This is a genomic window from Flavobacterium sp. KY-23415, from assembly GCF_055384985.1.
On record NZ_AP044001.1, the window covers coordinates 3,869,585 to 3,895,770 of the forward strand.

21 protein-coding genes, 1 other RNA gene, 1 pseudogene and 1 CRISPR repeat array are annotated in these 26,186 nt (G+C 31.0%); of the genes and pseudogenes, 10 read left to right on the top strand and 13 right to left on the bottom strand.

The features are described 5' to 3' along the window. Positions 1-32: 32 nt before the first annotated feature. The 3 genes and pseudogenes from ACZ49Z_RS16965 to ACZ49Z_RS16975 all read left to right on the top strand — a co-directional run. Positions 33-1,436, top strand: a complete 1,404-nt coding sequence (locus ACZ49Z_RS16965; RefSeq protein ID WP_464305492.1) for an arginine decarboxylase — start codon at positions 33-35, stop codon at positions 1,434-1,436. A 10-nt stretch (positions 1,437-1,446) separates the two neighbouring features. Further along, complete coding sequence (locus tag ACZ49Z_RS16970; RefSeq protein WP_464305493.1) at positions 1,447-2,421, top strand: deoxyhypusine synthase family protein; 975 nt, start codon at positions 1,447-1,449, stop codon at positions 2,419-2,421. A gap of 88 nt (positions 2,422-2,509) precedes the next feature. After that, positions 2,510-2,806: pseudogene (locus tag ACZ49Z_RS16975) on the top strand (hypothetical protein); the annotation flags it as partial. Positions 2,807-2,850: 44 nt separating this feature from the next. On the opposite strand, the gene ACZ49Z_RS16980 reads toward ACZ49Z_RS16975, so the two are convergent. Genes ACZ49Z_RS16980 through ACZ49Z_RS16990 form a run of 3 tightly spaced genes read right to left on the bottom strand, consistent with a single transcriptional unit; the run spans position 2,851 to position 5,072 of the window. Then, complete coding sequence (locus ACZ49Z_RS16980; RefSeq protein WP_464305494.1) at positions 2,851-3,363, bottom strand: DinB family protein; 513 nt, start codon at positions 3,361-3,363, stop codon at positions 2,851-2,853. A gap of 35 nt (positions 3,364-3,398) precedes the next feature. After that, the gene (locus ACZ49Z_RS16985; protein ID WP_045967291.1) at positions 3,399-3,878 is read right to left on the bottom strand and encodes an Lrp/AsnC family transcriptional regulator; all 480 of its coding nucleotides are present in this window, start codon (positions 3,876-3,878) and stop codon (positions 3,399-3,401) included. Between the two features lie 42 nt (positions 3,879-3,920). Beyond that, complete coding sequence (locus ACZ49Z_RS16990) at positions 3,921-5,072, bottom strand: M14 family metallopeptidase (RefSeq protein WP_464305495.1); 1,152 nt, start codon at positions 5,070-5,072, stop codon at positions 3,921-3,923. A 312-nt stretch (positions 5,073-5,384) separates the two neighbouring features. Between ACZ49Z_RS16990 and ACZ49Z_RS16995 the strand changes: the two genes are divergently transcribed. Further along, positions 5,385-5,867, top strand: coding sequence for a helix-turn-helix domain-containing protein (locus ACZ49Z_RS16995; RefSeq protein WP_464305496.1), 483 nt, complete (start codon positions 5,385-5,387; stop codon positions 5,865-5,867). Here ACZ49Z_RS16995 and ACZ49Z_RS17000 read toward each other — a convergent pair whose 3' ends face one another. After that, the gene (locus ACZ49Z_RS17000) at positions 5,868-6,425 is read right to left on the bottom strand and encodes a 1-acyl-sn-glycerol-3-phosphate acyltransferase (RefSeq protein ID WP_464305497.1); all 558 of its coding nucleotides are present in this window, start codon (positions 6,423-6,425) and stop codon (positions 5,868-5,870) included. A gap of 55 nt (positions 6,426-6,480) precedes the next feature. Between ACZ49Z_RS17000 and ACZ49Z_RS17005 the strand changes: the two genes are divergently transcribed. Continuing rightward, positions 6,481-7,146, top strand: coding sequence for a spermidine synthase (locus tag ACZ49Z_RS17005; protein ID WP_464305498.1), 666 nt, complete (start codon positions 6,481-6,483; stop codon positions 7,144-7,146). Positions 7,147-7,156: 10 nt separating this feature from the next. Here ACZ49Z_RS17005 and ACZ49Z_RS17010 read toward each other — a convergent pair whose 3' ends face one another. The 4 genes from ACZ49Z_RS17010 to ACZ49Z_RS17025 are packed head-to-tail and all read right to left on the bottom strand — an operon-like array spanning position 7,157 to position 10,983. Beyond that, positions 7,157-7,834, bottom strand: a complete 678-nt coding sequence (locus ACZ49Z_RS17010) for an ABC transporter ATP-binding protein (protein ID WP_464305499.1) — start codon at positions 7,832-7,834, stop codon at positions 7,157-7,159. Next, entirely contained in the window at positions 7,831-8,748 is a 918-nt protein-coding gene (locus tag ACZ49Z_RS17015) for an ABC transporter permease (RefSeq protein WP_464305500.1), read from the bottom strand. Before ACZ49Z_RS17015 ends, ACZ49Z_RS17010 begins: the two co-directional genes overlap by 4 nt. A 24-nt stretch (positions 8,749-8,772) precedes the next feature. Next, on the bottom strand, positions 8,773-9,504 hold the full coding sequence (kdsB, locus tag ACZ49Z_RS17020; RefSeq protein ID WP_464305501.1) for a 3-deoxy-manno-octulosonate cytidylyltransferase: 732 nt from the start codon (positions 9,502-9,504) through the stop codon (positions 8,773-8,775). A gap of 54 nt (positions 9,505-9,558) precedes the next feature. Continuing rightward, a complete protein-coding gene (locus ACZ49Z_RS17025; RefSeq protein ID WP_464305502.1) occupies positions 9,559-10,983 on the bottom strand; it encodes an ATP-dependent DNA helicase in 1,425 nt (474 codons plus the stop codon). A 121-nt stretch (positions 10,984-11,104) separates the two neighbouring features. Between ACZ49Z_RS17025 and ACZ49Z_RS17030 the strand changes: the two genes are divergently transcribed. From ACZ49Z_RS17030 to rsmD, 3 genes are read left to right on the top strand one after another with little or no spacing between them, the layout of a single operon-like run. Next, positions 11,105-11,866, top strand: coding sequence for a hypothetical protein (locus ACZ49Z_RS17030; protein WP_464305503.1), 762 nt, complete (start codon positions 11,105-11,107; stop codon positions 11,864-11,866). Then, positions 11,850-12,662 carry a DUF3822 family protein gene (locus tag ACZ49Z_RS17035; RefSeq protein ID WP_464305504.1) on the top strand — a complete coding sequence of 271 codons (813 nt, stop codon included), beginning with the start codon at positions 11,850-11,852 and terminating at the stop codon, positions 12,660-12,662. Before ACZ49Z_RS17030 ends, ACZ49Z_RS17035 begins: the two co-directional genes overlap by 17 nt. Next, positions 12,659-13,228, top strand: coding sequence for a 16S rRNA (guanine(966)-N(2))-methyltransferase RsmD (gene rsmD, locus ACZ49Z_RS17040; RefSeq protein ID WP_464305505.1), 570 nt, complete (start codon positions 12,659-12,661; stop codon positions 13,226-13,228). The genes ACZ49Z_RS17035 and rsmD overlap by 4 nt, the downstream gene beginning before the upstream one ends. Before the next feature lie 297 nt (positions 13,229-13,525). Here the strand turns inward: rsmD and ACZ49Z_RS17045 are convergent, their stop codons facing one another. Both ACZ49Z_RS17045 and rnpB read right to left on the bottom strand, forming a co-directional pair. Further along, positions 13,526-13,726 (bottom strand): hypothetical protein, encoded by a 201-nt coding sequence (locus ACZ49Z_RS17045; RefSeq protein WP_462679852.1) that lies wholly within the window; start codon positions 13,724-13,726, stop codon positions 13,526-13,528. Between the two features lie 171 nt (positions 13,727-13,897). Beyond that, an RNA gene (gene rnpB / locus ACZ49Z_RS17050) (RNase P RNA component class A) lies at positions 13,898-14,227 on the bottom strand. A 104-nt stretch (positions 14,228-14,331) separates the two neighbouring features. Between rnpB and ACZ49Z_RS17055 the strand changes: the two genes are divergently transcribed. Continuing rightward, the gene (locus tag ACZ49Z_RS17055; protein ID WP_464305506.1) at positions 14,332-15,012 is read left to right on the top strand and encodes a lysoplasmalogenase; all 681 of its coding nucleotides are present in this window, start codon (positions 14,332-14,334) and stop codon (positions 15,010-15,012) included. A gap of 2,543 nt (positions 15,013-17,555) precedes the next feature. Next, positions 17,556-18,185: direct repeats of the CRISPR family, unit length 36 nt; unit sequence GTTGTGTTTACCCTTCAAAATAAGGGCAGTCACAAC. Positions 18,186-18,327: 142 nt separating this feature from the next. Here ACZ49Z_RS17055 and cas13b read toward each other — a convergent pair. Continuing rightward, positions 18,328-21,795 carry a type VI-B CRISPR-associated RNA-guided ribonuclease Cas13b gene (gene cas13b, locus ACZ49Z_RS17060; RefSeq protein ID WP_464305507.1) on the bottom strand — a complete coding sequence of 1,156 codons (3,468 nt, stop codon included), beginning with the start codon at positions 21,793-21,795 and terminating at the stop codon, positions 18,328-18,330. 560 nt (positions 21,796-22,355) lie between these two features. Between cas13b and ACZ49Z_RS17065 the strand changes: the two genes are divergently transcribed. Further along, a complete protein-coding gene (locus ACZ49Z_RS17065) occupies positions 22,356-22,838 on the top strand; it encodes a hypothetical protein (protein WP_464305508.1) in 483 nt (160 codons plus the stop codon). A 597-nt stretch (positions 22,839-23,435) separates the two neighbouring features. Here the strand turns inward: ACZ49Z_RS17065 and ACZ49Z_RS17070 are convergent. Together ACZ49Z_RS17070 and ACZ49Z_RS17075 are read right to left on the bottom strand one after the other, a co-directional pair. After that, positions 23,436-25,055, bottom strand: a complete 1,620-nt coding sequence (locus ACZ49Z_RS17070; protein ID WP_464305509.1) for a hypothetical protein — start codon at positions 25,053-25,055, stop codon at positions 23,436-23,438. Positions 25,056-25,066: 11 nt separating this feature from the next. Then, on the bottom strand, positions 25,067-26,179 hold the full coding sequence (locus tag ACZ49Z_RS17075) for an NAD(P)/FAD-dependent oxidoreductase (RefSeq protein ID WP_464305510.1): 1,113 nt from the start codon (positions 26,177-26,179) through the stop codon (positions 25,067-25,069). Between the last annotated feature and the right edge of the window lie 7 nt (positions 26,180-26,186).

Below are 26,186 nucleotides of genomic sequence, written 5' to 3' on the forward strand. Positions count from 1 at the left end.
TTTTTTTTTAATTTTAAAACCTATTATTCAAAATGAATACAAAATATTCAGATTTAATCAATCAAACTTTTTATTTTCCACAAGAAGAATTCACATTACAAAAAGATAATCTACAATTTCATGGTATAGATTTAATGAAATTAGTAGAAGAATATGGTACTCCATTAAAATTCACTTACTTACCAAAAATTTCTAAGAACATCAAGAGAGCAAAAACTTGGTTTAGAAATTCGATGGAAAAACATGATTATGATGCGAAGTATTTTTACTGTTACTGTACTAAAAGTTCTCATTTTGAATTCGTTTTAAATGAAGCTTTAAAGAATAACATTCACATTGAAACTTCTTCAGCTTTTGATATTAATATAGTAGAAAAATTAATAGAAGAAGGAAAAATAAACAAAAACACCTTTGTAATTTGTAATGGTTTTAAACGCGATCAATATATTGAAAACATTGCACGTTTAATTAATAACGGTCATAAAAACACCATTCCTATCATTGATAATTATGAAGAATTAGAACTTCTCCAAGAACAAATTAAAAGCAAAATCAAAATTGGTATTAGAATTGCTGCCGAAGAAGAACCAAAATTCGAATTCTATACTTCTCGTTTAGGAATAGGATATAAAAACATTCTTCCATTCTACAGAAAACAAATACAAGAAAATAAAAAAGTGGAATTAAAAATGCTTCACTTCTTTATTAATACAGGAATTAGAGATACGGCCTATTATTGGAACGAGCTTTTAAAATGTATGAAAGTTTACATCGCATTAAAAAAAGAATGTCCAACATTAGATAGTTTAAATATTGGTGGAGGTTTTCCAATCAAAAATTCATTAGCCTTTGAATATGATTACCAATACATGATTGATGAAATTCTAAACCAAATTAAAATAGCTTGTGATGAGGCTGATATTCCTGTACCACATATCTATACAGAATTTGGATCATTTACAGTAGGTGAATCAGGAGGAGCTGTATATGAAGTTTTGTATCAAAAACAACAAAATGATAGAGAAAACTGGAACATGATTGATTCTTCATTCATTACAACCCTTCCAGATACTTGGGCAATTAATAAGCGTTTTGTTATGCTAGCAGTGAATCGTTGGAATGATACATATGAACGTGTGCTATTAGGTGGAATGACTTGTGATAGTGATGACTATTATAATTCTGAACAACACATGAATGCAGTATATCTACCAAAATATAACAAAGAAAAACCATTATATATTGGATTTTTTAATACAGGAGCCTATCAAGAAACAATAGGAGGCTTTGGAGGATTGCATCACTGTTTAATTCCGCAACCAAAACACATTCTAATTGACAGAGACAAAAACGGAATTTTAGCGACAGAAATATTCTCTGAGCAGCAAAATGCCGAAGATGTATTAAATATTTTAGGTTATAATAAAAACAAATAATATCAAAAAAATGGATAAAGGACCAATTAGTCAATTTGTAGAAAAGCATTATTTACATTTTAATGCTGCTGCATTAGTTGATGCTGCAAAAGGATATGAAGAACATTTATTAGATAATGGAAAAATGATGGTTACTCTTGCTGGTGCCATGAGTACAGCAGAGCTTGGAAAGTCGTTAGCCGAAATGATTCGTCAAGATAAAATTCATATTATTTCTTGCACAGGTGCAAACTTAGAGGAAGATATCATGAATTTAGTAGCACACAATTCCTATAAAAGAGTACCAAATTATAGAGACCTTTCTCCTCAAGAAGAATGGGATTTATTAGAAAATCACTACAATAGAGTGACAGATACATGTATTCCTGAAGAAGAAGCATTTAGACGTTTACAATCGCATTTATTCGATATTTGGAACAAAGCAGACAAAGCAGGAGAAAGATACTTTCCACACGAGTTTATGTATCAAATGATTAATTCTGGTGTCTTAGAACAATACTATGAAATTGATCCAAAAGATTCTTGGATGGTTGCTGCAGCAGAAAAAAACTTACCAATTGTTGTTCCAGGATGGGAAGATAGTACAATGGGGAATATTTTTGCTTCCTATTGTATTAAAGGAGAATTTAAAGCTTCTACAACAAAAAGTGGAATTGAATATATGACATGGTTAGCCGATTGGTATCCAAAAAATTGTGCTGGAAAAGGTGTCGGATTTTTCCAAGTTGGTGGTGGTATTGCAGGAGATTTTCCAATTTGCGTTGTTCCAATGCTTTATCAAGACATGGAGATGCACGACATTCCTTTTTGGAGCTATTTTTGCCAAATTTCTGATTCAACAACAAGTTACGGTTCCTATTCTGGGGCAGTTCCAAATGAAAAAATTACTTGGGGAAAGCTAGATATCACTACACCTAAGTTCATTGTAGAGTCAGACGCAACAATAGTTGTTCCCCTAATTTTTGCTTATATTTTAGGTTGGTAATTTTTTTGAAAAAAAAATTAAAAAACTGTTTGATAATTACGTTAAGCGTATTACATTTGATAAAAATACCTGATTAAAAACAACCCAAATGAAAAGAGTAATTGTTGATTACGCAAAATTAACAAACGAAATTTTGACATTATTAGTTGAAAAATTTCCAGAAGGATATGATGAATCTGACATCATTCGTTTTAAAAATGTTAAAAATGAAACAGTTGAAGCTGTTGAAGTACGTACGGAGGATACAATTTTCCTAGTAAAGGTAAGTACTAAACTTGCTGATAGAATTGAAAACTTTGACGAAGATGATGAAGATGATACTGTAGATGATTCATTAGAATCTTTAGGTGATTTAGAAATCGCTGACGAAGCAGATGATGAAGATTAAATTAAATAAAGAAGGGATTGCAATAGTCAATCCCTTTTTTATTATAAATACCTTTCCTCTACCACTAAAATATGATGTTTCTCATGTCCTAAAATAATATATCCCAAAGCTCTAACAGAAACAGCGTTATTAGAAGCAACACCAATTCTCATATATTGTTCCTCTGTAAAACTAGAAAATAAAGAAATAGTTGCTTTTCTTACCGAAATATATTCTTCTATTAAACTTTCAAAGCTTCTACTATTAGCATTTGCGAAGGATACATAATCATTTTCTTCAAATCCAGGTATAGGAGTTAAATCATTTCTAGATATTCGCAATGCTCTATAAGAAAAAATGCGTTCCACATCAATTATATGCAATAGAACATCTTTAATGGTCCATTTTCCTTCAGCATATCTAAAATCCTGTTTTTCTAACGGAATATTTTTCAAAAAAGAAACGATCTCTTCTTCCTGTGTTTTTAAACCTGCTACAATGTCTTTAAAAAACATTGCCTTATTTATATAATTTGCATAAAAGGGTGCAAATTCATTTTGATTGAATTGTATCATAAAAAAAAATCCCGATTAAAAATCGGGAGTAACTATTAAAGTTCTTTAAAAATTGTATGCATTAAACGTTTTTTATCATTGATACTCTCTTCAAGAGAAATCATTGTTTCAGTTCTATACACACCATCAATATCATCAATCATAAAAATAACCTCTTTAGCATGTTTAGTATCTCTTGCTCTAATTTTACAAAAGATATTAAACTTCCCAGTAGTAATGTGAGCCACTGTTACATAAGGAATTTGATTAATTCTTTCTAAAACAAATTTAGTTTGAGAAGTATTATGAAGAAAAACTCCAACATACGCAATGAAGGAATATCCTAATTTTTCATAATCCAAAGTTAAAGATGAACCTTGTATAATCCCTGCATCTTCCATTTTTTTTACCCTAACATGTACAGTACCTGCAGATATTAATAGCTTTTTTGCTATATCTGTAAATGGAACCCTTGTGTTGTCAATCAACATGTCTAAAATTTGATGATCGACTTCATCTAAACGAAACTTACTCATAAAAGTATTTAATAAATTATCTAATACAACGAAAAAATATACCTAAAATTGCTTACCATTTTTAAATTTAACATTTTCACCTAAAATAAAATCGGCTTTATCCCCGACTTTAGGTAAATTAGATATGTTACAATTGTAAACAATATCATTTAAATCAAATTCAACATGTCCGCTATGTTTTTCTAAATCTTCTATTTGAATAATACGAGCATCGAACTCAATACTATTCTGATTTAAAACTTCAGTATATTGAGCTGCAAAGTTAATAGTTTTTTTCTCTGTATTATCAATAAAACTCACATTTTTATAAAGAAAATCGTAAAAACACTTAGAATTTTGAGGAATCTTTAAATAGCGTTCTAGTTCATTGGCAACTATATCGTTTTCGTAACCAAGCTTAAACGATTCTAGGAGCGCACAAAAAATAAATTTTCTAACTTCATCACGCTCATAATCATTCATATAGTGCCCTGCTTCAAAAAGAATTGTAGGTACTCCCCTATAAGTAAAATAATCACCAATGCAATTAACATTAAAAGAATCATCAAACCTTCCAACTTGATTTGGTAGAAACATTTGTAAATTCTCATTCATTTTATTAATGATTTTAATCGCTTCTAAGCGAATATTGTTATATTCCCTTGCCTCATTATAAGCTGGAGCTAAAAAAGAGACTGTAGCAGGTAAATTATAGCCTTCTGTACCAAAAATTGTGCGTTGATCGTGCAAATTATAGCATAAATTAGGTTCGAAAGCTTCAAATATGCTTCTCAAAAGCTTACTTTCTGGTTGCGTGGTTTCGAAAGCATCTCTATTTAAGTCAATTTCATTGGCATTTACTCGTGTGTAAGCCTCAGCACCATCTGGATTTAAAATTGGAATGCAATAAAGCGTATAATTAGCATATATTTCTTGAGATAAATTGGTGTTTGTAGTCAAATAATTAAAAAAATCAAACAATCCTTTAGTAGTAGTAGATTCGTTCCCGTGCATTTGAGACCAAATGAGTACTTTTTTTGACCCAATTCCATATTGTACACTATAAATATCCTTATTTAATACCGATTTTCCGATGTTTTTGACTATAAAGTTCTTTGGTAAGTCTTTAATAATAGGTAAAATATCATCATTTGTAATATATCTTCCTTGTAATTTGCTTTGTAAGTGTTCTGTTGCTAATTGTAAATTATTCATGTCGTAAAATTGTGTTACAAATGTAAACAAGATATTAATTACAATTGTAAACAGGTAAAAATACTGTTTTAGTAACAATTGTAAACTTGTTTATAGGTCCTATTCTTCCTTTTTAGGACTTATTTTACAATATTAACGTGAAAACTAAAATTATATATTTAAAACACTGTAAATCAGTAGTTAAAATAACTTTATTTAATGTAAAATATTAACTTAATAGTGACTATTTTTAATATTATTTGCTATTCTGAAACATATTAATTACATTTGTAAACACGGTGATTTGATATACTTAACTTAAATTAGTTTACAATGGTAAACATTGATGATTTTATTAAAAGACTCGAAAAAATGCTTAATTATTATAATTTATCTGCTTCTGCTTTTGCTGACAGAATAGATGTGCAACGATCTAGCATTTCTCATCTCCTTTCAGGAAGAAACAAACCTAGTCTCGATTTTGTACTTAAAGTGGTTGAAGAATTTCCGGAAGTGGATTTATATTGGATTTTAAACGGTAAGGGAAATTTTCCAAAAGAAGACGAAAAAAAAATTGAAGTAAATAAAAATGTTCCTACTCCAACTCTAGAAAATTTTGAATCGAAATTTTTAAGTAATGAAACAAATGATTTGTTTAGTGATATGGACAACCCTTCCAAAAATCGCGTATTTGAAAATTTTTCCGACCAAGAGTCAAATACGCAAAATTTTGAGCCAAAAAAAAACAACTCGGAAATTGACCGAATTGTCGTTTTTTATAAAAATGGTACGTTTAAAAACTATACCCCTGAATAATTAATCTTTTGGAGTAAAACTTTTTTCTGGAATTTTACCAATTACACCTTTATAATAGGATTTTAAAATTTTCATATCCTTTTCTATTTCTCCTGTGGGATAAAATGGAGGATTATAGACCACCTGTTTTTTACCATAGTCAAATGCTACTGGAATAATTGGAATATTCGCCTTTAATGCCATATAGTAAAAACCTGTTTTCCAATCTTCTACTTTTTTTCTTGTTCCTTCTGGAGCTAAAGCCAATCTGAAAGTATCATGTTCAGCAAAAATTTTTGCAATGGCATCTACTTTGTTTTCTTTTTTAGCTCTATTTAATGGTGCTCCTCCTACCCATTTAAAGAAAAAATTGAAGGGAAAAATGAATAATTCTTTCTTTGCTAAGAAATTAATTTCTTTGTTTAGAATTCCTCTAGAAAAAATACCTAGAAAAAAATCCCACCAACTAGTATGCGGAACAGCAATAATAATACATTTCTTAATATCATTATTAATAGTACCTACTATTTCCCAACCCAAGATTGAGCAAAATATAAAACGATATATTTTTTGTTTCATTAGATTCGATTTGCTGTAAAATTAAAATTATATTTACAATTAGAAAGCATTTTGTATGATTAAAAGAATATTGAGCTATTTATTTCCAATTACAATTTTTGAAAAAAAGTCTGCGATTAGTAAAAACATAGAAGTTACCTGGAATAATGGAAAACTTGTTTTAGATTCTAAAAACACCAACTATTCCTATGGTAGTTTGCAAAGGGTTCTTAAAAAGGGCTTGTTGTATATAGGTTTTGAAAAAATTAAAGCAATGAATCAAATTCTAGTTTTGGGAGTTGCTGGTGGAAGTGTTATAAAAACTTTAGCAAATGAAATAAAAACCAAAGCTGCTATTACAGGTGTTGAAATAGATGAAAGTATTATTGAAATTGCAACAACCTATTTTGGTTTAGATCAAGTTTCTAATTATAAAACACATCTTGCAGATGCGGCAACATTTATAAATGAAACAACGACGACCTATGATTTGATTATTATTGATATTTTTGAAGATGACAACATGCCTACATTTTTATTTAGTGCGAATTTTATAAATGCTATAAAAAAGTGTCTTCATAAAAATGCTTTTGTGTTATTCAACACCATGTTACAAAATGAAACAGAAAAAGAAAGAAATACTAATTTTATGCACCATTTTGATAAGGATTTTTACAATTGTAAAACATTATCTAATGTGGAATACTATAATCAATTGATTGTTATAGAAAAAACAAAATAATTATAAAACACTATAAATCTAACAAATCTAGTTTAGACTGAATTGTAAACTCTTTCATTTCTTTTTCGAGAGTCTTAAAATTTTCTTTTTTTACATTTTTTTGAATGCTACCCTCTTTTAGTACAAAAATTTCATCGCAAGTATCGCTCAATGTTGAAAAAATATGAGATGAAATTAGAACAGTCTTTTCTGCATCTCTTAATCGATGAATTAATTCTGTTATAATAATATTACTTTGAATATCTACTCCATTGAAAGGTTCATCTAAAATATAAAAATTATTTTTCTGAAGTAAAATTCCAGTTAAAGCCAATTTCTTTTTCATTCCTGTAGAATATTTACTGGCATATTCATCTAAAGGAAGGTTAAAAATGTTTTGACTATCAAAATTGATTGTAGGTATTTTGCGAGCCACACATAATAATTGTAAATATTCCCTTCCTGTCATTTTTGAAAAAAAATAAGAATCGGTTTGGAGATAGCCCAATTTTTCTTTTAAAATGTCATAATCACTAGAAATAACACCTTCAAACGATTCTAATCCCGAAATACAATTAAATAACGTAGTTTTTCCTGCTCCATTTTCGCCCACAATTCCATAAACCTTACCTTTTTCAAGCGTAAGATTAATGTTTGATAAAATTATCTTTTTCCCAAATGATTTATTTAAATTTTTAATCACTATCATACTAATATTTCATTTAACTTTTTAATTGACTGAACATATAAATAAGGTAGAATTAAAATCAAAACAGGTGGAAACCAAACCAAGAAAGCCAGCACTACTCCTTCTCTAATAGAAATTGCCTCCGGATAGGCAGCATATTTTGCCAACATTCCTGTTAGAATGAAAAAATAGCTTAAAAAAAGAATACCAATAATTGTAAAAACCTCATTTGGAAAAAAAAGACACAAACCAACAACTACTGGTAAACACAGTAATGTTGAATACAAAACAATAATTTTGAATTTATATTTTATAAATGCTGTAGGATTCAAGGAATATATCCAGACGTAAAATTTATTTTCTGGTTTTGTATAAAAATTTAAACAATTTAACTGTACCAATAAAATTGAAAAGTAGCCCAAATTCAAATTTTCTGCATCAATCGCCATAAAAGTTAAAAAATAAGAGACTATAAAAACAACAAACGTTTTTCTAAATCCTATACAAAATTCAAACGGATGTTTAAAAAAGGGCGTTTTTATTGTAACATTATAGGATGGTGCGAATTTAATAAAAGCTAAAATGAAACCGAACAACAATAATAATAAGGCTAAAAAGAAATGTTGTTTATAGATAAGAAATAAAACAAAAGGAAAAAGAACAATTCCGTTTTCAATATTCCGAATCTTCAAATAATCAATTTTAGAGAAAGTAATATTTAAAAAATCATTTTTATTTTTATCACCTAGTTTAAAAACAACACTCAATCCCGAAAAAAACAACAAAGGAGCAGCATAATCTGTCCTTAAAAAAAGCTCATTAATACTATAAAAAAAAATAAAGGGAGCAACAACATAAACCAAAAGAGGAGGTACTCCAAATTCAGATAAATGACGATTCATCATTTTAATTTGCAAAATAAAGTACGCTTTCATTGAATGGTTTACATTTGTAATAACCTAATTACTAACAATTTGTCTTGCTTTTTCTAAATCTTCTGGAGTATCAATACCAATACTAGCATGTGTTGTTTCAACCATTTTTATTCGCTTACCATATTCTAAATAGCGCAATTGCTCTAATTTTTCAGAAGCCTCCAATGACAACATAGGTAAACGATAAAAATCTAACAAAGCTTCTTTCCTAAAAGCATAGATACCAATATGTTTCATATAACGAACCCCAACATTTTCTTCTCTTGGGTAAGGAATCACAGATCGAGAAAAATAGAGCGCAAAATTTTGTTGGTCCACAATTACCTTCACATTATTAGGATTTTCAATCTCATTTTTCTCTTTAATTTCATACATTAAAGAAGCCAAATCTACTTTTCTTTCTATATCGTTTTTAAAAATTTCAATTACTTTTTGCAATGGTTCGGTATTAATGAAAGGCTCATCCCCTTGCACGTTAATTACAATATCCACAGCTAAATTTTCAACAGCTTCTGCAATTCTGTCACTTCCACTTTCATGCTCTTTAATACTCATAATTGCTTTACCGTTGTTTGCAATTATCTCATTATAAATAAGTTCAGAATCAGTAACCACAAAAACATCTTCAAATAAATGCGTGTTAACCGCAGCCTCATAGGTTCTTAAAATTACCGTTTTGCCTCCCAAATCTTGCATTAATTTGGCAGGAAATCGAGTTGAAGCATATCGAGCAGGAATAACAGCTATTATTTTCATGTAATCTCTTTTTTAATACTGGTCAAAAATACATTTATTTTTAAAAAAAGAATGTTAAATTTCAAATGAGTCATCTTTAAAACCTATTAAATATAGTTTTTCTTTGGCTCTAGTCATTGCAGTATATAACCACCTCAAATAGTCCTGATCAATTCCATTAGGTAAATAGGGCTGTTCAATAAAAACCGTATTCCATTGTCCACCTTGCGATTTGTGACACGTTATGGCATAGGAAAACTTCACCTGCAGTGCATTAAAATGAGGGTTATTTTTTACTTTTAAGAATTTTTTATACTGTTGCGTTTCCTCTTCATAATCTTTCATAACTTCTTGATATAGTGTGTTCGACTCCTCATAAGTTAAAGAAGGAGATTCACTCGTTAAAGTATCTAAAAGTAAAACGGTTTCAAAAGAAGGTTGGTTGGGATAATCAATCATTCTAACAATTACATTGGCAAATTTAAAACCATAAAATTGTTGGATATTCACAATCTTTAACACTTCAATAATATCACCATTGGCAATAAAACCCGCATCGGATTCTTCTTTTAACCAAAAATAATTATTTTTAACCACCATTAGCAAATCCCCCGTAGAGAGTTCCCCTTCTCTACCCAAAATTTTGGTTCTAATTTGCTCGTTGTATTGATTAGCTCTTTTATTTGAACGCACAATAAAGGCAGTCTCCTCTTCTCCATTTTTTTCAAAAGAATCATGAATTGCATCTTGAATTTCATAGCCATCAATCAAACGAACAATATCTTTAAAAGCATTCAATTGAAATTTAAAAGTGTCAAAGAAATACGATTTTAATAACTCCCGAAGCGCTGTTGCATTAAAAAGAATTCCAGATTCAACCGCTTGTCGCATTACTTCATCGAGTTCAATTTGTTGCACCTCTTTATTAAAATGCAAGGACAACATATCGGCATCTAGAGCAGGACTCACCTCTAAATTTACTGGAGGAAGTTGGGCCGTGTCTCCAATAAAAATCAATTTGCAGTTAGTACCAGCATCTACATAAAAAATTAAATCATCTAAAAGCGAACCGTTTTCATATAGTTTGGTTTCCTGAGCCGTATCTGAAATCATTGAAGATTCATCGACAATAAAAATTGTATTCTTAAATTTATTTGGTTGTAGTTTGAATGAGACAGCACCCGATTTACTTTTTTTAGGAAAATAAATTCGCTTATGTATTGTAAAAGCTGGTTTTTGCGCATAATTACTAATCACTTTTGCAGCGCGACCTGTTGGGGCTAATAGCACATATTTTTTGTTCACCGTTTGAAGGTGATTTACTAATGTAGAAATAATTGTTGTTTTTCCAGTTCCTGCATATCCTTTCAAAATAAAAATCTCATCTTTTTTATCATTTACGACAAAATCGGCTATTTTTTGAAAAAAAATATCTTGTTTTAGAGTTGGATCAAATGGGAAATTTTTGCGTAACGTTTTGTAAAACAGTGCAGAAGTCATTATATTTATAAATTATCTAGGAGAATTTTTCAAATATACAGATGATTTTTTAAAGATTTTCTTTTGAGTAGAAAAAAAAATTGTAGATTTGCGTACCATTTTAACTAAAAAACTAATATAAATGTTACTATTAATCCTTTATGTAATCATAACTTGCCTTGTAGCTATAGGTCTAGTTAAACTTATTGATAAATTTTTGCCTAGTGGTGCTAGAATTGTAGTTTCTATACTTTTGTGGGCAGCAACAGCTTTTATAGCTTTTTTAATTTATAGCTCAATAATGAAGCCTATTGAATTTGAAAAAGAAAAAGACAATAGATACAAAGCTGCTGTTCAAACAATGATAGATCTTAAAAAAGCACAATTAGGGTACAAAACCATTCATGGTGAGTATGCTGATACTTTTGAGAAATTAGTAAATTTTATTGATACTGAAAAATTTGCAATCGTAACAAGAAGAGATACTTCTATTATTGATGTAGCAAAAAATAAAGCTTATAACATTGTAACTGATGCAACAGGTGCAGGTGGTTATTTTAAAGATATAGTGATTAAAGATACTATCGGATATGTTAGCGTTAAAGATTCATTATTTAAAAACAATGATAGATATAAATCTTTAAACGTAGTTAAATATAAAAATGTAGAAGTGCCTGTAGTTATGAAAACAAGTTCTGTTATCAGAAACGAAACTAAATTACCTGTTTTCCAAGCGGTTATAGACAAAAATGCATTACTTGTTGGTTTAGATGAAGAATTATTAGCTCAGGAAAACAAAGTAGAAGATATTAATGAAATTAACGGACCAGAAATTACATTAGGTTCATTAGTTGAAATAACTTTAACAGGAAACTGGCCAAAAAGATATGGTAGTAACGAGTAACGATATTACACAAAAAAATTATAAAAAGTTGTCCATTCAGGTTTCTCTGAATGGACTTTCTTTTTGCGTTTTCGATTTAATTACACAAAAGATAATTGCATTCAACACCGCAAATTTTAGCAGAAGCAAAGTGATTGAAGAACAATTATGGAAAATATTCCTAGACAATACTATCCTTACTAATACTTATGATGAAATTGTAGTATTACACGATAATAATCTAAACACATTTGTGCCCAATTCCTTATTTGATCCCGAATTTATAGGAAGCTACCTTCAATATAATGTCAAAGTTTTTAATACCGATCTATTCAATTATGATAAAATAGAAAATTATGCTTTGAATAATGTATATGTTCCCTATGTTAATATTAATAACTTTTTATTAGATCAATTTGGAACTTTTGATTACAAAAATGTAAACACTGTTTTAGTAACCAAAATTTTAGATGAATCCATTGGTAATGATGATAAACAAGTCTTTGTCCATTTTCAAAACAATTATTTTCAAATAGTAGTAGTAAAAAATCAACAGTTGTTACTTTTCAATTCTTTTGAATATGCAACTCCAGAAGATTTTATTTATTATCTATTGTTCACCTATGAGCAATTACAATTAAGTCCAGAAACCATTGCCACACATTTATTAGGCATCATTGAAGAAGAAAGTCCCTATTTTAAAATAGCCTACAAATTCATTAGACATTGTAGTATCTTTGATACCGAAAAATGGACACCCATTTTTGGAAAAACAAGCGTAGCAATACGCCATAATTTTATATTATTTCATTCATGAGAATAATTTCAGGAAAACATAAAGGAAGACGCATTGTAGCACCCAAAAAATTACCTGTTCGTCCAACGACAGATATGGCAAAAGAGGCACTCTTCAATATCATTAATAACCATTTCAATTTCAGCGATTTAAACGTATTGGAACTTTTTGCAGGCACAGGAAATATTGGTTATGAATTTAGCTCAAGAGGAAACACAAGAGTAGTTGCTGTAGATGCCGATTATGGTTGCGTTAGTTTTATAAAAAAAACAGCCGCAGAATTAGAGTTGGACATTACACCTATAAAATCAGATGCTTTTTCCTATTTAGAAAGATGTAATACTTCCTTCGATATTATTTTTGCAGACCCACCTTATGACCTATCACAAGAAAACTTTGAAAAAATTGTAACTCAAGTATTCCAAAATAATATATTAGACGAAGAAGGAATGTTAATCATTGAGCATTCTAAACACACCAAAATGGAACATGTCCTCAATTTTTCATTTTCAAAACATTATGGTGGCACAACTTTCTCTTTTTTTGAGATAGCCATTGAAGAAGATGAAGAAGATGTTGATGATTAAATCCAAACTATTACTCAATAGAAGATCATAGCTTAGATTTATTGGACAAAGAAAAATAAAAACAATTATATATATTTTTTTTGACACGGATTTTTACAAATTAATTATTGACCAATTTGTAAGAACTCGTGTCAAATATTTTAGAACAGAAAAGGAAATACACTAAAAAAGCATATCGTTTAAAACTAGATTTGAAACTAATAAAACCTACAATTATTTCCGCATCAAAATTGCAAAGCTTTCTAAAACAGATTGTTAAACACATCCATTTCGTACCTTAAAAAACTAGATAAAATACTATTTAAATTCACTAACCATTTTTAAAATAGTTTCAATACCTTTTTGTGTTTCTTCGGCATCATTATCAAAAAAAGGTGGATTTGAATAATCAATTTCAGTTGTATCTTCAATATAGTCTGAAATTTTTTGAATCATTTCGGCAGAATCAATCGCTAAAATCTTCTTAATAACATCAATTTTCAATTCTTGTATTTTCATATGTTTAAAATTTAATTTGTTTGCGGTATCACATAAAAAACCTAGCTTTTTAACATTCAAATGTGGTACTAATAATGAATGACTTATTTCAAAAATAGGAATTTTTAAAAAGTAAAGCAATGAAAATTAATTATTTAACCCATAAATAATATTGCTATAAAATGTAGGATAAAAAAATGCAGACCTATAAGCCGGATTCTGTATCGTGCAAGCACGACCCTTATCATTTATCTAGATTTTACATTACTGTAAAACTCAAGCTGCCTACCCTTCAACATCGAACGAGTCGCTCTTATCTAACCGAAGCTAGAATTGTTGATATACTTGACATTTCACCGCATAGAGTTTACCTGGTTTCACTACAGCATTACCTGTACATACTTTCTGTTGCACTTGTCCTCCCTGCCTAAGCAAGTGATGGGCGTTACCCATTATGCTACTCTGTGGTGTCCGGACTTTCCTCCCTTCGCCTAAGCGAACGACGATAAGGCGGTCTGCGGTGCAAATGTAGCCATTTAACATTCCCTGTGCAATAGTATTTATTCTATTTGTATTACTCTTTTAACTCTTTTTTTCTTACTTTTAAATTCTTTTAATGAAAGCTTATGTTCAAAATACTAACTTCTTCTGCGTCTAAATATATTCTTTTGTTAGCAGGTGTTTTTTTCATCTCGGATTTGTTTTTTATCTATAATGAACAAAACAACCTTCGCTTTTTTTCTAAAACTGCCCTACTCCCACTACTGTTACTTTATTATGTTTTAAGTCTGAAAAAAAGTCAAATAAGACCAAATAAAGTTTTTATTATTGGTCTGTTTTTTAGCTGGTTGGGCGATGTTTTTTTACTACTTCCTTCTGGCTTTCTATTCGGTTTGGGGAGCTTTCTATTAGCGCATTGCTGCTATGGACTATGTTTTTACAGGCTTTCCAATAGAACTTTTCGTCTCAATTATCTTCTTTTGTTCCTCATTCTTGTCTATCTCTTTGTGTTTCTTTACTTTCTTTTTCCATATTTAAAGGAACTCAAAATCCCAGTAACCCTCTATGCTCTTGCCATTAGTTCCATGCTTTATTTGGGCTATAACACTAAAAAAGGCATTGCTTACAACGCTTTCAAAAATCTTCTTTTAGGAGCGCTATTATTTGTAATTTCGGATTCTGTTTTGGCCTTGCATTTGTTTGTTTTTCCTTCACTATTTCACGAACTTGTTGTCATGATTACCTATGTATTGGCACAATTTTTTTTAATACAAGCAATGGTTTTAAAGGGAAATATAGCGTTGTAAAGAGTGTTAATGGTTGATGGTTAATGATTGATATTATTTTACAAATTTGTTAGCACAATGCAAACTAATTTGAATTTGTTGTTTCTCAGTTAACAATTTCTATTTGCTCCTATTTAACATAAAATTGTCACTCTGTTAAGGGTCTCATAAGTAGCTCTTAAATGTAAAGCAGCAAATGGGTTGCTTTCAGCATGACAAGATTGGGGATTTGGTTTGGATTTTAAAATTGCACGCTGATTTCGCTGATTTACTATGCATAAAATTGTCACCCTGTTAAGGGTCGCATAAGCCATTAACACACCCTACAATTCCCCTTCTTTGGAGGGGTGTCCGAAGGACGGGGTGGTTAATTAATTGTTGATGGTTAATGATTGATATTATTTTACAAATTTGTTAGCACAATACAAACTAATTTGAATTTGTTATTTCTCAGTTAACAATTTCTATCCGCTCCTATTTAACACAAAATTGTCACCCTGTTGAGGGTCGCATAAGCCATTAACACACCCTACAATTCCCTTCCTTTGGAGGGGTGTCCGAAGGACGGGGTGGTTAATTAATTGTTGATGGATAATGATTGATATTATTTTACAAATTTGTTAGCACAATGCAAACTAATTTGAATTTGTTGTTTCTCAGTTAACAATTTCTATTTGCTCCTATTTAACACAAAATTGTCACCCTGTTAAGGGTCTCATAAGTAGCTCTGAAATGTAGAGCTGCAAATGGGTTGCTTTCAGCATGACAAGATGGTGGGGAAATGAAGTGTTATGTGATAGTTTTTTACCACATAGGAACATAGGAAAAGCGTTTTCGATTTAGATAGTTTTATTTTTTGTGCTTCTTAGGGGTTGTTTTTAGGAAGATTGTGGTGAAGTGAGGTGTTATGAGATTCTTTTTTAACCACATAGGAACATAGGAAAACGCTTCGCTTTAGATAGTTTTATTTTTTGAGCTTCTTATGGGATCCTTTCAGGATGACAAGATTGGGGATTTTGTTTGTGTTTTAAAATTGCACGCTGATTGACGCTGATTTACTATGCATAAAATTGTCACTCTGTTAAGGTCGCATAAGTACCTCTGACAGGTGGAGCTACAAATGGGATGCTTTTAGGAAGATTGTGGTGAAGTGAGGTGTTATGTGATTCGTTTTTTACCACATAGGAACATAGGAAAACGCTTCGCTTTAGATAGTTTTATTTTTTGAGCTTCTTATGGGATGCTTTCAGCATGACAAGATGGTGGATTTGGTTTGGGTTTTATAATTGCACGCTGATTTCGCTGATTGACGCTGATTTACTATGCATAAAATTGTCACTCTGTTAAGGGTCGCATAAGTAGCTCTTAAACGTAGAGCTGCAAATGGGATGCTTTCAGCATGACAAGATTGGGGATTTGGTTTGGGTTTTAAAATTGCACGCTGATTTCGCTGATTGACGCTGATTTACTATGCATAAAATTGTCACTCTGTTAAGGGTCTCATTAGCCATTAACACACCCTACAATTCCCCTCCTTTGGAGGGGTGTCCGAAGGACGGGGTGGTTATACTGTGAAAAAAGCGTAGTGAAACGAAGCACTAAAAATATTAGTGAGTAAAATAAGGGCAGTCGCAACTAAAATATAGAAATATGAAAACAATTAAAAGTTGTGTTTACCCTTCAAAAATAATATTAGAGTTTTAAGTCCTTCGCTCCATCTGGCTACTTCGCTAAAATAGTTCACTGGACTATTTTTAAACGCTCGTCCCTCCTTCAAATCTTTAGATTCACGAACTCCTATAAAAAAGCGTAACGCAGTGAAGCCACTACAAAATCGTGAGTAAAATAAGGGCAGTCGCAACTTTAATTAACAATAACGAATCATTGTCTTAGTTGTGTTTAACCTTCAAATCTTTAGATTCACGAACACTTAAAAGAAGCGCAGTGAAACGAAGCACTAAAAAATCTTAGTGAGTAAAATAAGGGCAGTCGCAACTGAATTACAAAAGCAAGCAAAAGAATTATGTTGTGTTTACCCTTCAAATTAAGGGCAGTCGCAACTAAGGCAGAGTTAAAAGCAACTGCATTCAAGTTGTGTTTACCCTTCAAATAATCATTCACGAACTCCTATAAAAAACAATTATAAAAACTGTGAGTAAAATAAGGGCAGTCGCAACGTTTCTATTGAAGATCCTGCGGATATTTGTGTTGTGTTTACCCTTCAAAATAAGGGCAGTCGCAACTTAGGGGGTAATGGTAAAGGTCTTTCCACAGTTGTGTTTACCCTTCAAATAATCATTCACGAACTCCTATAAAAAAGCGTAACGCAGTGAAGCCACAACAAAATCGTGAGTAAAATAAGGGCAGTCGCAACTAAAATATAGAAATATGAAAACAATTAAAAGTTGTGTTTACCCTTCAAAAATAATATTAGCGTTTTAAGTCCTTCGCTCCATCTGGCTACATCGCTAAAATAGTCCACTGGACTATTTTTAAACGCTCGTCCCTCCTTACAAAATAAGGGCAGTCACAACCTTATCTTCTTTTACTTTGAAAATTCCTAAGTTGTGTTTACCCTTCAAAATAAGGGCAGTCACAACCTCAAGGTAAAAGAGATACAGACGAATATAGTTGTGTTTACCCTTCAAAATAAGGGCAGTCACAACATGGAGGTGTTATACCTTACAATGACAGGTGTTGTGTTTACCCTTCAAAATAAGGGCAGTCACAACTGTTCTCTTGTGATTAAATCAGCTTCTAGCGTTGTGTTTACCCTTCAAAATAAGGGCAGTCACAACTTACCTAACAGATAGGAGCATCATTTCTAGGTTGTGTTTACCCTTCAAAATAAGGGCAGTCACAACAAAACACAAAAAAACCACCACCAAAAGTGAGTTGTGTTTACCCTTCAAAATAAGGGCAGTCACAACCAACAACAAGAACTGGGAGAGAAAAATATAGTTGTGTTTACCCTTCAAAATAAGGGCAGTCACAACGTTTGTTGAATAAATCAGAAGGAAACGAAGGTTGTGTTTACCCTTCAAAATAAGGGCAGTCACAACAAAATAGCAAATTCGGGTTGGAATCGTGAAGTTGTGTTTACCCTTCAAAATAAGGGCAGTCACAACAATTGATCGTGGGATTTATGTGCCAAAGCAGTTGTGTTTACCCTTCAAAATAAGGGCAGTCACAACTAGTGGTCACGATGCCTTATTAATAAAGGTGTAAAGCTCATTTTTTTAGAAGAAAAATGAGCAAATGTCTTCTATCTTATCTCTAAAAATAGTCATTTTTTTAATCCTAATGCAGAATGTCAAGGAACGAAAATATTGAATCTTATAATTTATCTTTTAATATCATAAACAATTTTAAATAATAGTTTGCATAGGTTTGTTCCGTATGTCTAGTTAAAATCTTTGAGCAGAATTGATAACAATCTGAACTTGGTAATTGATTATGTGCAAATTTATTTCGTATAAATATTAGTATTGTAGCTGATTGCTCAATTTCAGAACAATTTTCCAGTGCATTAAAATCAATTTTATCAAAATCAGTTTCTTCATTTAAAATTTTAAAATCTAAAATATTGATGTTTTTTATTTGTTGAAGTAAACCGTACAATATATAATTCTTAAAATTCGGATTCCCTGTCTGTAAAAAAACAGTTTTATTAGTTGCATTATCATAAATAAGCTGCTCTAATTTTTGAACTTCTTTTAATAGTTCATCTCTTCTTATTTTTTCATAATCATCTAATTGCAATTGTATTACATTAATTGGTTTAAGTTTATTTTCCTCTTCTTCTTTCCATTCTCCTGGTAAATAAGGAACCCATTCCGCAATATCATTATAACTTAAAAAAACGTTTACTCTACTGTCATTAACATACTTTCTAAAATTACCTATATCCTTTAATTTTACATTTGGAATTTTCACCTTGTCATTTAATTGTAAATCAATGGTTCTATTCCAAATAAAGTTTTGATTTCGTGTACCATCTAAAGCTTTTAATTGGTTTTTCTTTCTTTCTTCTCTCGTTTGAAAAAGTTCTCTAAGTTTCACATTTTGTAAATCAGTCTTAAAAATATCTTTAAAAATATATTGAACCATTAGCCAAGTTGACCAATCATTTTTCTTTTGATTATATATTTTAGAATCTATTTTCTTTATTTCATTCTTAGATTTATCTTTTGTTTCTAAAGGGTATTTCTTAATGTCATAAAATTTCTGATAATCATTATTTTTTAAGCTTTTAAAATTCACAAACCATGTTGCAAAATGCTCCTCATTTCCTTTGAATGGCATCTTAGGTATTATTGTGGGTTTATCATCTATAAAACCTCTTTCTATAAAAATAGGATTGGAAAGAATTGCACTAATTTTTTCATCAATATTCTTAGAGAGATAATTTTTATTTTTATAGATTTTGAAACAATTATCCAATAATTTTACCTTATTAATGTTTTCATCATTTAGCAATTTGTTCACTGCAACTCCTAAATTTTTGTGATACATTTTCCTTTTTTTCAAATATTCCAAGTAGAATTCTGCCAAAGTGTTTTTTGTAAAGTCTATAAATGGTATCTCTTTTCTATAGTCTAATCCGTTTAAAATAGCTTTAATCTCTTTTTTATTTGTTTCATAATAGGCTAGATTCTTTTGTAGTTCACTATGATAATGTCCTTTCCAATTTTCTTTAAATTCTTTAGGAAAAAATCGTTTCATATCATTTGCTAACCATATCGCCAATTCTCCTTTTTCTGAATTGTATAAAATATGTTTTCTTGCTAGTTTATATTTTTTATCTTTTTTGGTATTATTGTAATGTATTATTTTTTCTTCATGATTTACAATTAACTCATCCAAGAATTGAATTTCAATATTAATATCTTTATAAAGTTTATCTAGATTTAGATTATTGGTATTACTATCATTATGGTTTTTTAAAATTTTTATTGAAGTATCTTTCCTTGAAATTTCTGAAGTTTGCTTATCTATTTGTTTTTTTATCTTATTCTCAATATTTTTCCCATCTAACTTACCCTCCTTTGTTAATGTTTTTTCTGATAAAATAGAAAAAATAATAGCATGAATATCATTCATACTAAGATAGGCTATTGGTTGTCCTATATGTATCGTTGATTTTTCTTTAGTAATTTGATGAACTAAACCCTTTTTATAACTACTAGTTTGTTTGTTTTGATTTTTGATCTCATCATTAATTATTTCTTTACTTTTCCATAAATCTAAATATATACCTATTTTATTTGCGTATTTAAGTTCGTCACTATTTTCCATTGGAAAATGATAATTAGGATTTGGAAACAATTCCCAATTTGTTTCTTCCTCATCTTCCTTAACTTCATTAAAAAAATCACTTTTATATTGGTTGATTTCGCCTAAACGACCAAATACAAATATTTTATTTTTTATTTCTCTTGTTGTTACTACACTTCCTACGTTTTTAGACATAGAATGTTTAATATAATTTCCTAAATGAACCTGAAAGCGCAAAGAAGGAAAATCTACAAATTCGTCTAAAAAACGAATAGCAAAGTAATTAAACTTATCTTCATATCTCTTTCTTATAACAGGGTGAATAACTTTTGAATTTTCTAGATTATCAAGGTTTTCAAAATTATCCTTATAATACTGGTTCCAATCTTCTGTAAACGTATTTTGTAAATCTTCTGAAATATTTTTATAAAGAACGTCTGGAATTTTACTTAATTCATCAATCATTTGCATCAATAGTGTTTCTTTAGTAGCACTCTGTGATGTTCTAATCTTATTTTTTAAGCCTTTATAACACATAACAGAATAAATTCTATGTGTTGCCATAAAACGAATACTATTTTTCTCTAAATCAAGCACATCCCCTTTTATTACTTTTCCTTTATATCCTTTAATATTTGCTTTTAAATCTTCAATCTCTTTTCTATTTAAAAAGCAAGACAATAGAAAAACTATTCCGCTTGAAGAAATAGGTAAATTAAAATCCCCTCCTTTTGCCAATTCATCTTTTTCGTTAAAAGCAGTTTTCTTTTTATTTGATATTTCTACTTTATTTGCATTTTCATAAAGAAAAGGTTTGATAGCATCATTATATATAGAATTTCTTATTTGGTCTTTATCACTACTATATCTAAAAGGTCTTTGTGGTTGTTCTCCATTCTTTATTTGTTCAGCTATTAAAGCATTTACCTCTCTTTTTTTCTCTTCTAATTGGTTAATCTTTAATTCATATAATTTTTCTAATTCTTCTTGTAAGGAGTCTTTTAAAAGTTCTTTTGTTTTATCTGTTTTCAAATACTTCTTTTTAGTTTCTAAAACAGTATTCAATAAAATATTATCTAAAAGATTAAAAAGATGAGTGTCTATAATTATATCATCATGCTTAAAATGCGTATAGTAGCTTCTAAGTTTTTCAATTGCTTTAATAAATAGAAAAAAGTCATTACGAAAATCCGAAACTCTTTCAATTCGTGTTTTTTCTATTATTTTATCATTAAAAGTTTTTTTGTTTTTTTGATCAATTTCTTTAGCAATTGGAAAGTATTCGGAAAGAATAGCAATAAATTTTTCATATTCAACTAATGAAATATTTTCATCAGTATACTTTTCAATTATATTTTTAATCGGTGCATTTTTATTTTTTAACCTTAAATTAATCTCTTCAAATACTTCTTTAATATTATTCTCAGCTAAATTAAAAAAGCCACCAAAATAATGCTTATCAGCTGTCTTAAATGGGTTGTATTTAATTCTTTTTCCTACTTTATTTTTTTCTTGTATGTCTTCCATCTCTTTATTGTTTGTAATTGATTTTTAATCTTCTTTTTTTCTATATGCTGTTTATTTCATTCCTGCTACAATTTAAGGCGATTTCAGAAAATAACATAGTAAACCCTTACAATAATTGGTAAGAAAAAAACAGCTCATGCAACCGCTAAACTAAAAACTTCCTATCAAAATAACTTACGGTTTATCTCATTGCGATTCTTTTTAGCATAAAAAGGCTAAAGTCAAAAAAGAAAAACCTTCTTTATACTCGAAATAGTCGTTTTTTAGGTCTGGAACCTAAACTTTTAGGTAGGTTGACGTAAACTTTTAGGTCTGGAACCTAAACTTTTAGGTTGGTAGACGTAAAATTTTAGGGTAGGTAGCGTAAAATTTTAGGTTGGTGGACGTAAACTTTTAGGTCTCGGACCTAAAAGTTTACCCCTATAGACCTAAAATTTTGGGTTCAGGACCTAAAAAACTAAGAAATTTAACATTTATATTAACATATTGTAGGTTTTTTAGCATTTTTTGGCACGTAAATTGTAAGAGTTTAAGTGTATTAACATGAAAAACATTAAATTATGTCATTAAACAATTTGGGAGTTTACCATATTACTCCGCAACAGAAAGAAGCGATAGACAATGCCTTAAACACCATTGTAGAAAACTTATCGGCAGTAACGCAAAATCTTTCGGCAGAAGACCGTCAGAAATTTGGAAGCGTTAACGAAATCAATAAATTATTAATCAACAAGTGTAGAGAGTTTCAGCAAAACCAAACCACTTTAGCCACTCCCGATGTGGATTGGGTGGAATTTGAAGCCGATTATCAGGATCGTATTTTTGCAGATACACGTTTGGATCGTTTGGCAACCATTACCCGTATGTTGAGCGATTTTAAAATTGTGCACGATTATGATAATTACCAAGATGCACTTACAGATTATGATTACACAAAGTATAAATCATCGACTAAAGTTCCTGGTTATACCGAAAAAGTGGGAGAGTTAAAACAATTCTTCCCAAACTCAGGAAGCACTGCTCCTAGTACTCCAAAACAATAGTTGCTTTAACCGAGATTACAAATGCGTAATTCCTTTTTATCCCAAATGAACTTCATTAGTTGTTTGGGATTTTTTTATGCGTTGTTTTTAAAGGTGGTTGATTGATTATTAATGGTTGATGATTGATGATTGATATTATTTCACAAATTTGTTAGTATAATACAAACTAATTTGAATTTATTGGTTTCTAATTCTTAAATACTTTTTATTTCCATTCTATAATAACACACCCTGCAATTCCCCTCCTCTGGAGGGGTGTCCGAAGGACGGGGTGGTTAATTAATTATTGATAGTTGATTGTTAATGATATTGTTTGGGGCTAAATAGGCACGCTGATTTTGCAGATTTTTGCAGATTTTCTAAACGGGTGAGTTCCATAGGAACGCCCCATTTTGTAGCAACGTGATTTTAATCCGTTGGTATAATAAAGATTCGTTCCAATTTAACACAAAATTGTCACCCTATAAGGGTCGTATAAGTAGCTCCGAAATGTGGAATAACAAATGGGAACCTTTCAGGATGACAAGTTGGTGGGGTTGGTTTGGGTGCTTAAAATTGCATGTTTATTTAGCTTTAAGACTTTAACCCCTTAGCCACTTATTTAGCCCATGGTTTGGGTATTTTTTTATCCCATGCTGCTTTTTGTGAAAGTAGCCAGCTAAAATCGCCCGATAGTTGATTGGCTTGTGTGAATGTTTTTGTTTTTATGTCATAACCGGTATAGATATTGGCACTAGAATGGCAGCCAATGCAGCTTTCTGTACCAAAAACAGTAATATCGCTGGCTGGATTGTCTTCCATTAAATTAGCTGCTGATTGATTGCCTCCTTGAAAGAAGGTTTCCATGGTGATGTTGGTTAGATAGGCGATGTTTGGTTCTCCTCCTGATTTATTGGTGATGGATCCTGCTAATTTATAGCCTTCTTCGGTGTGTGAATTGGGTGCTGCGTTTTGATTTAGGGGGTATTGGGTGTCTATGAGTTGGTAATATTGGAACACGCTATTTTGTGATCTAAAATAGGCTTGCATTTTCTGGTTGATTTGTTGCACTCGCACAGGAATGTCTATCATGCGTTTGGCTTGTGTTTTCATTACATCGGAATTGGCATAGTATTTATCTTTTGCGTCTCCCGAGATGGTCCAATAATTGCCATGTACGCCTGTATTGTGGGTAAAAGTACTTGGGTTTCCATTATATTGAGTTACATCTACATTTACTGGGCAAATTTCGCAGTCTGGATTGGTTAACGAAGGATGTATAACGGTTTTTTTGCTGTCTTTTTCGATTACATTTTGGTCTAAGTTGTCTATTTGTTCGAAAGTGGACCACACCCATTGTTTTCCTGTTGGTGTTTTCTGACTAATATGGAAACCAATCATTCCGAGTTCTTTTTTGATTAATTTTCCGTCTTTGCCTTCAATATAGCCCCAATTGCGGTAGTAGCGTTCTTTAACATCGCTGTCTTCTAATATTTTCCAAGCAAATTTGATTTCTACTGCTCCTAATGCCTTTTTTTGATAGTCGCCTGCTGGAAAATTGGCTATGGCTCCGTTTTTTGTAAAATCGATTTGGCCATTGATGTTGTATAGTTTATTGGCAACTACATAGTCGTATTCTTCTTTGTTCATTAGTACTTCATAGACTACGACGTTTCCGTTTTGATCGTATAATTTTCCTGCAAAAGCTTGGTCGGTTTCGTCGGCTATGTTTTTGGATTTTTTTCTTCCTGTTGGTGTTTCCGATGATAGGAAGATGCGAGCTGTTGTGTCGTTCACCATCTCATTGGTGATATGAAGGAGTCCGCTATTGTTTCTATTGCTGCCCCATGGTGCAGGCACTCCTCCATCTTGGCGATAGACTTGGAAAGCTTCTTTCCAGCCCAGCCAAGTGGCTTTCCCTTTGTCTGTAAAATTGGGTTTTGGATTTCCTTTTTTGTCTGTTGGCCAAAAAATGGCTACAAATGCTTGCCAACTGTATTCGTTGAAGGCTTCATTGAGTTCGTAGATGTTGCCCGATTCTTTTAATTTGGCTTGCAGCTCTGGGTTAACATCTACTGGAATTTCTGCCGACAATTTGATGGGAGCTTCGACTTTTTCATAATTATTGTGGTTTTCTTTTTTATCGCATGAAAAGAATATTGTTGCTAAAATGGGTATGATGAAAATGCTTTTCGCTCTACTCGGTTTTCTTTTGTATGTTTTTAATTTGTTGTTCATTGCTTTTGGTTTTATGTTAGTTTTTGTTTTTGTCTTCTTTTCCAAAATGTATTTTCTTTATAGCGTTGTTCTTGAGCATAGTATTTTGTTTTTTTTGTTTCATACTGGCTGTAGTCTTGCTGCACTATGTGTTCATATTTTCTTAGTCCTACGGGTTCATTGTTTAAATAATCGAGTATGGCAAAGGAGGCAAATTGACTCATTACTAATGATTTGTAGATACCCATTGATGAAATGGGGTCGTAGCTTGAGGCAGCGTCTCCAACTGCTAACCATGCCTCGCCAGTAGTGTTGGTTAAATATTGACTTTGCGCTGCGACCAACTGATTTTCGGAATAGGATGCCTGTTTAGGGATGCGCTTTGCAGTGTAAACCGAAGTGTTCAAGAAGTTTTCGAAGGACGCTTTCGATTTTAAGTTTAATTTCGCTGCAATATCGGCATCGGTCATGTAGCCAATTACTAGTTTGTTGTTGGGTAAAGTAGCACTATACCACCAGCCGTTAGGGTTGGTTTCTACTAAAGTACCTTTTTCTATTGATAGGGTTTTGTGGTTTATGATTGTGTCATAGAAACGATAAATGCCTACTAGGGAGTCGTTAGTAATTTTAGAGATGCCTTGAAGATTTGTGAAAGCTGCTTTTTTACCTGAAGCATCAACAACAAAACGCGCTGAAATTTGTTTTTTATTGGTATTTTCAAAACACGTTAGTTGCCAATCTGAAGTTGTTTTAAATGCTTTTGTGCAGCTTGTTTTAAAAAAGAAATGAACACCTCTTTTTTGGGCTTCATTAATCATGAAACGATCAAAAACACAACGATCTAAGTTCCAACCATAGCCAAAAGGGGAATAAATATATTCGTTGGTGTATAATTCTGAAGATCCCCAAACGGATGATGTGCCATAGGAAGACAAGAAATTGCATGCTAAAAATGCCTCCCAAATGCCTAATTTTTGAAATTGTTTAGAGGCCTGTGGAGGCAATGTTTCTCCTATGCGACGGATAGTATTTTCGCTAGAGCCACGCTCAATAATGGCTATTTTGAGGTGTTTATTTTGATTTTTTAGCGCAATGGCTGTTGCACAACCTGCTACTCCTGCTCCAATTATTACTACGTCGAACATATTCGTT

Coding starts and splice junctions, on each gene's coding strand:
- kdsB (WP_464305501.1), bottom strand. CDS start 9,504: ATGAAAATAATAGCTGTTATTCCTGCTCGATATGCTTCAACTCGATTT.
- ACZ49Z_RS17045 (WP_462679852.1), bottom strand. CDS start 13,726: ATGAAAATACAAGAATTGAAAATTGATGTTATTAAGAAGATTTTAGCG.
- ACZ49Z_RS17070 (WP_464305509.1), bottom strand. CDS start 25,055: ATGAACAACAAATTAAAAACATACAAAAGAAAACCGAGTAGAGCGAAA.
- ACZ49Z_RS16990 (WP_464305495.1), bottom strand. CDS start 5,072: ATGAATAATTTACAATTAGCAACAGAACACTTACAAAGCAAATTACAA.
- ACZ49Z_RS16965 (WP_464305492.1), top strand. CDS start 33: ATGAATACAAAATATTCAGATTTAATCAATCAAACTTTTTATTTTCCA.
- ACZ49Z_RS17015 (WP_464305500.1), bottom strand. CDS start 8,748: ATGAAAGCGTACTTTATTTTGCAAATTAAAATGATGAATCGTCATTTA.
- ACZ49Z_RS16980 (WP_464305494.1), bottom strand. CDS start 3,363: ATGATACAATTCAATCAAAATGAATTTGCACCCTTTTATGCAAATTAT.
- rsmD (WP_464305505.1), top strand. CDS start 12,659: ATGAGAATAATTTCAGGAAAACATAAAGGAAGACGCATTGTAGCACCC.
- cas13b (WP_464305507.1), bottom strand. CDS start 21,795: ATGGAAGACATACAAGAAAAAAATAAAGTAGGAAAAAGAATTAAATAC.
- ACZ49Z_RS17010 (WP_464305499.1), bottom strand. CDS start 7,834: ATGATAGTGATTAAAAATTTAAATAAATCATTTGGGAAAAAGATAATT.
- ACZ49Z_RS17000 (WP_464305497.1), bottom strand. CDS start 6,425: ATGAAACAAAAAATATATCGTTTTATATTTTGCTCAATCTTGGGTTGG.
- ACZ49Z_RS16995 (WP_464305496.1), top strand. CDS start 5,385: ATGGTAAACATTGATGATTTTATTAAAAGACTCGAAAAAATGCTTAAT.
- ACZ49Z_RS17035 (WP_464305504.1), top strand. CDS start 11,850: ATGGTAGTAACGAGTAACGATATTACACAAAAAAATTATAAAAAGTTG.
- ACZ49Z_RS17025 (WP_464305502.1), bottom strand. CDS start 10,983: ATGACTTCTGCACTGTTTTACAAAACGTTACGCAAAAATTTCCCATTT.
- ACZ49Z_RS16985 (WP_045967291.1), bottom strand. CDS start 3,878: ATGAGTAAGTTTCGTTTAGATGAAGTCGATCATCAAATTTTAGACATG.
- ACZ49Z_RS17065 (WP_464305508.1), top strand. CDS start 22,356: ATGTCATTAAACAATTTGGGAGTTTACCATATTACTCCGCAACAGAAA.
- ACZ49Z_RS17005 (WP_464305498.1), top strand. CDS start 6,481: ATGATTAAAAGAATATTGAGCTATTTATTTCCAATTACAATTTTTGAA.
- ACZ49Z_RS17055 (WP_464305506.1), top strand. CDS start 14,332: ATGTTCAAAATACTAACTTCTTCTGCGTCTAAATATATTCTTTTGTTA.
- ACZ49Z_RS17075 (WP_464305510.1), bottom strand. CDS start 26,179: ATGTTCGACGTAGTAATAATTGGAGCAGGAGTAGCAGGTTGTGCAACA.
- ACZ49Z_RS17030 (WP_464305503.1), top strand. CDS start 11,105: ATGTTACTATTAATCCTTTATGTAATCATAACTTGCCTTGTAGCTATA.
- ACZ49Z_RS16970 (WP_464305493.1), top strand. CDS start 1,447: ATGGATAAAGGACCAATTAGTCAATTTGTAGAAAAGCATTATTTACAT.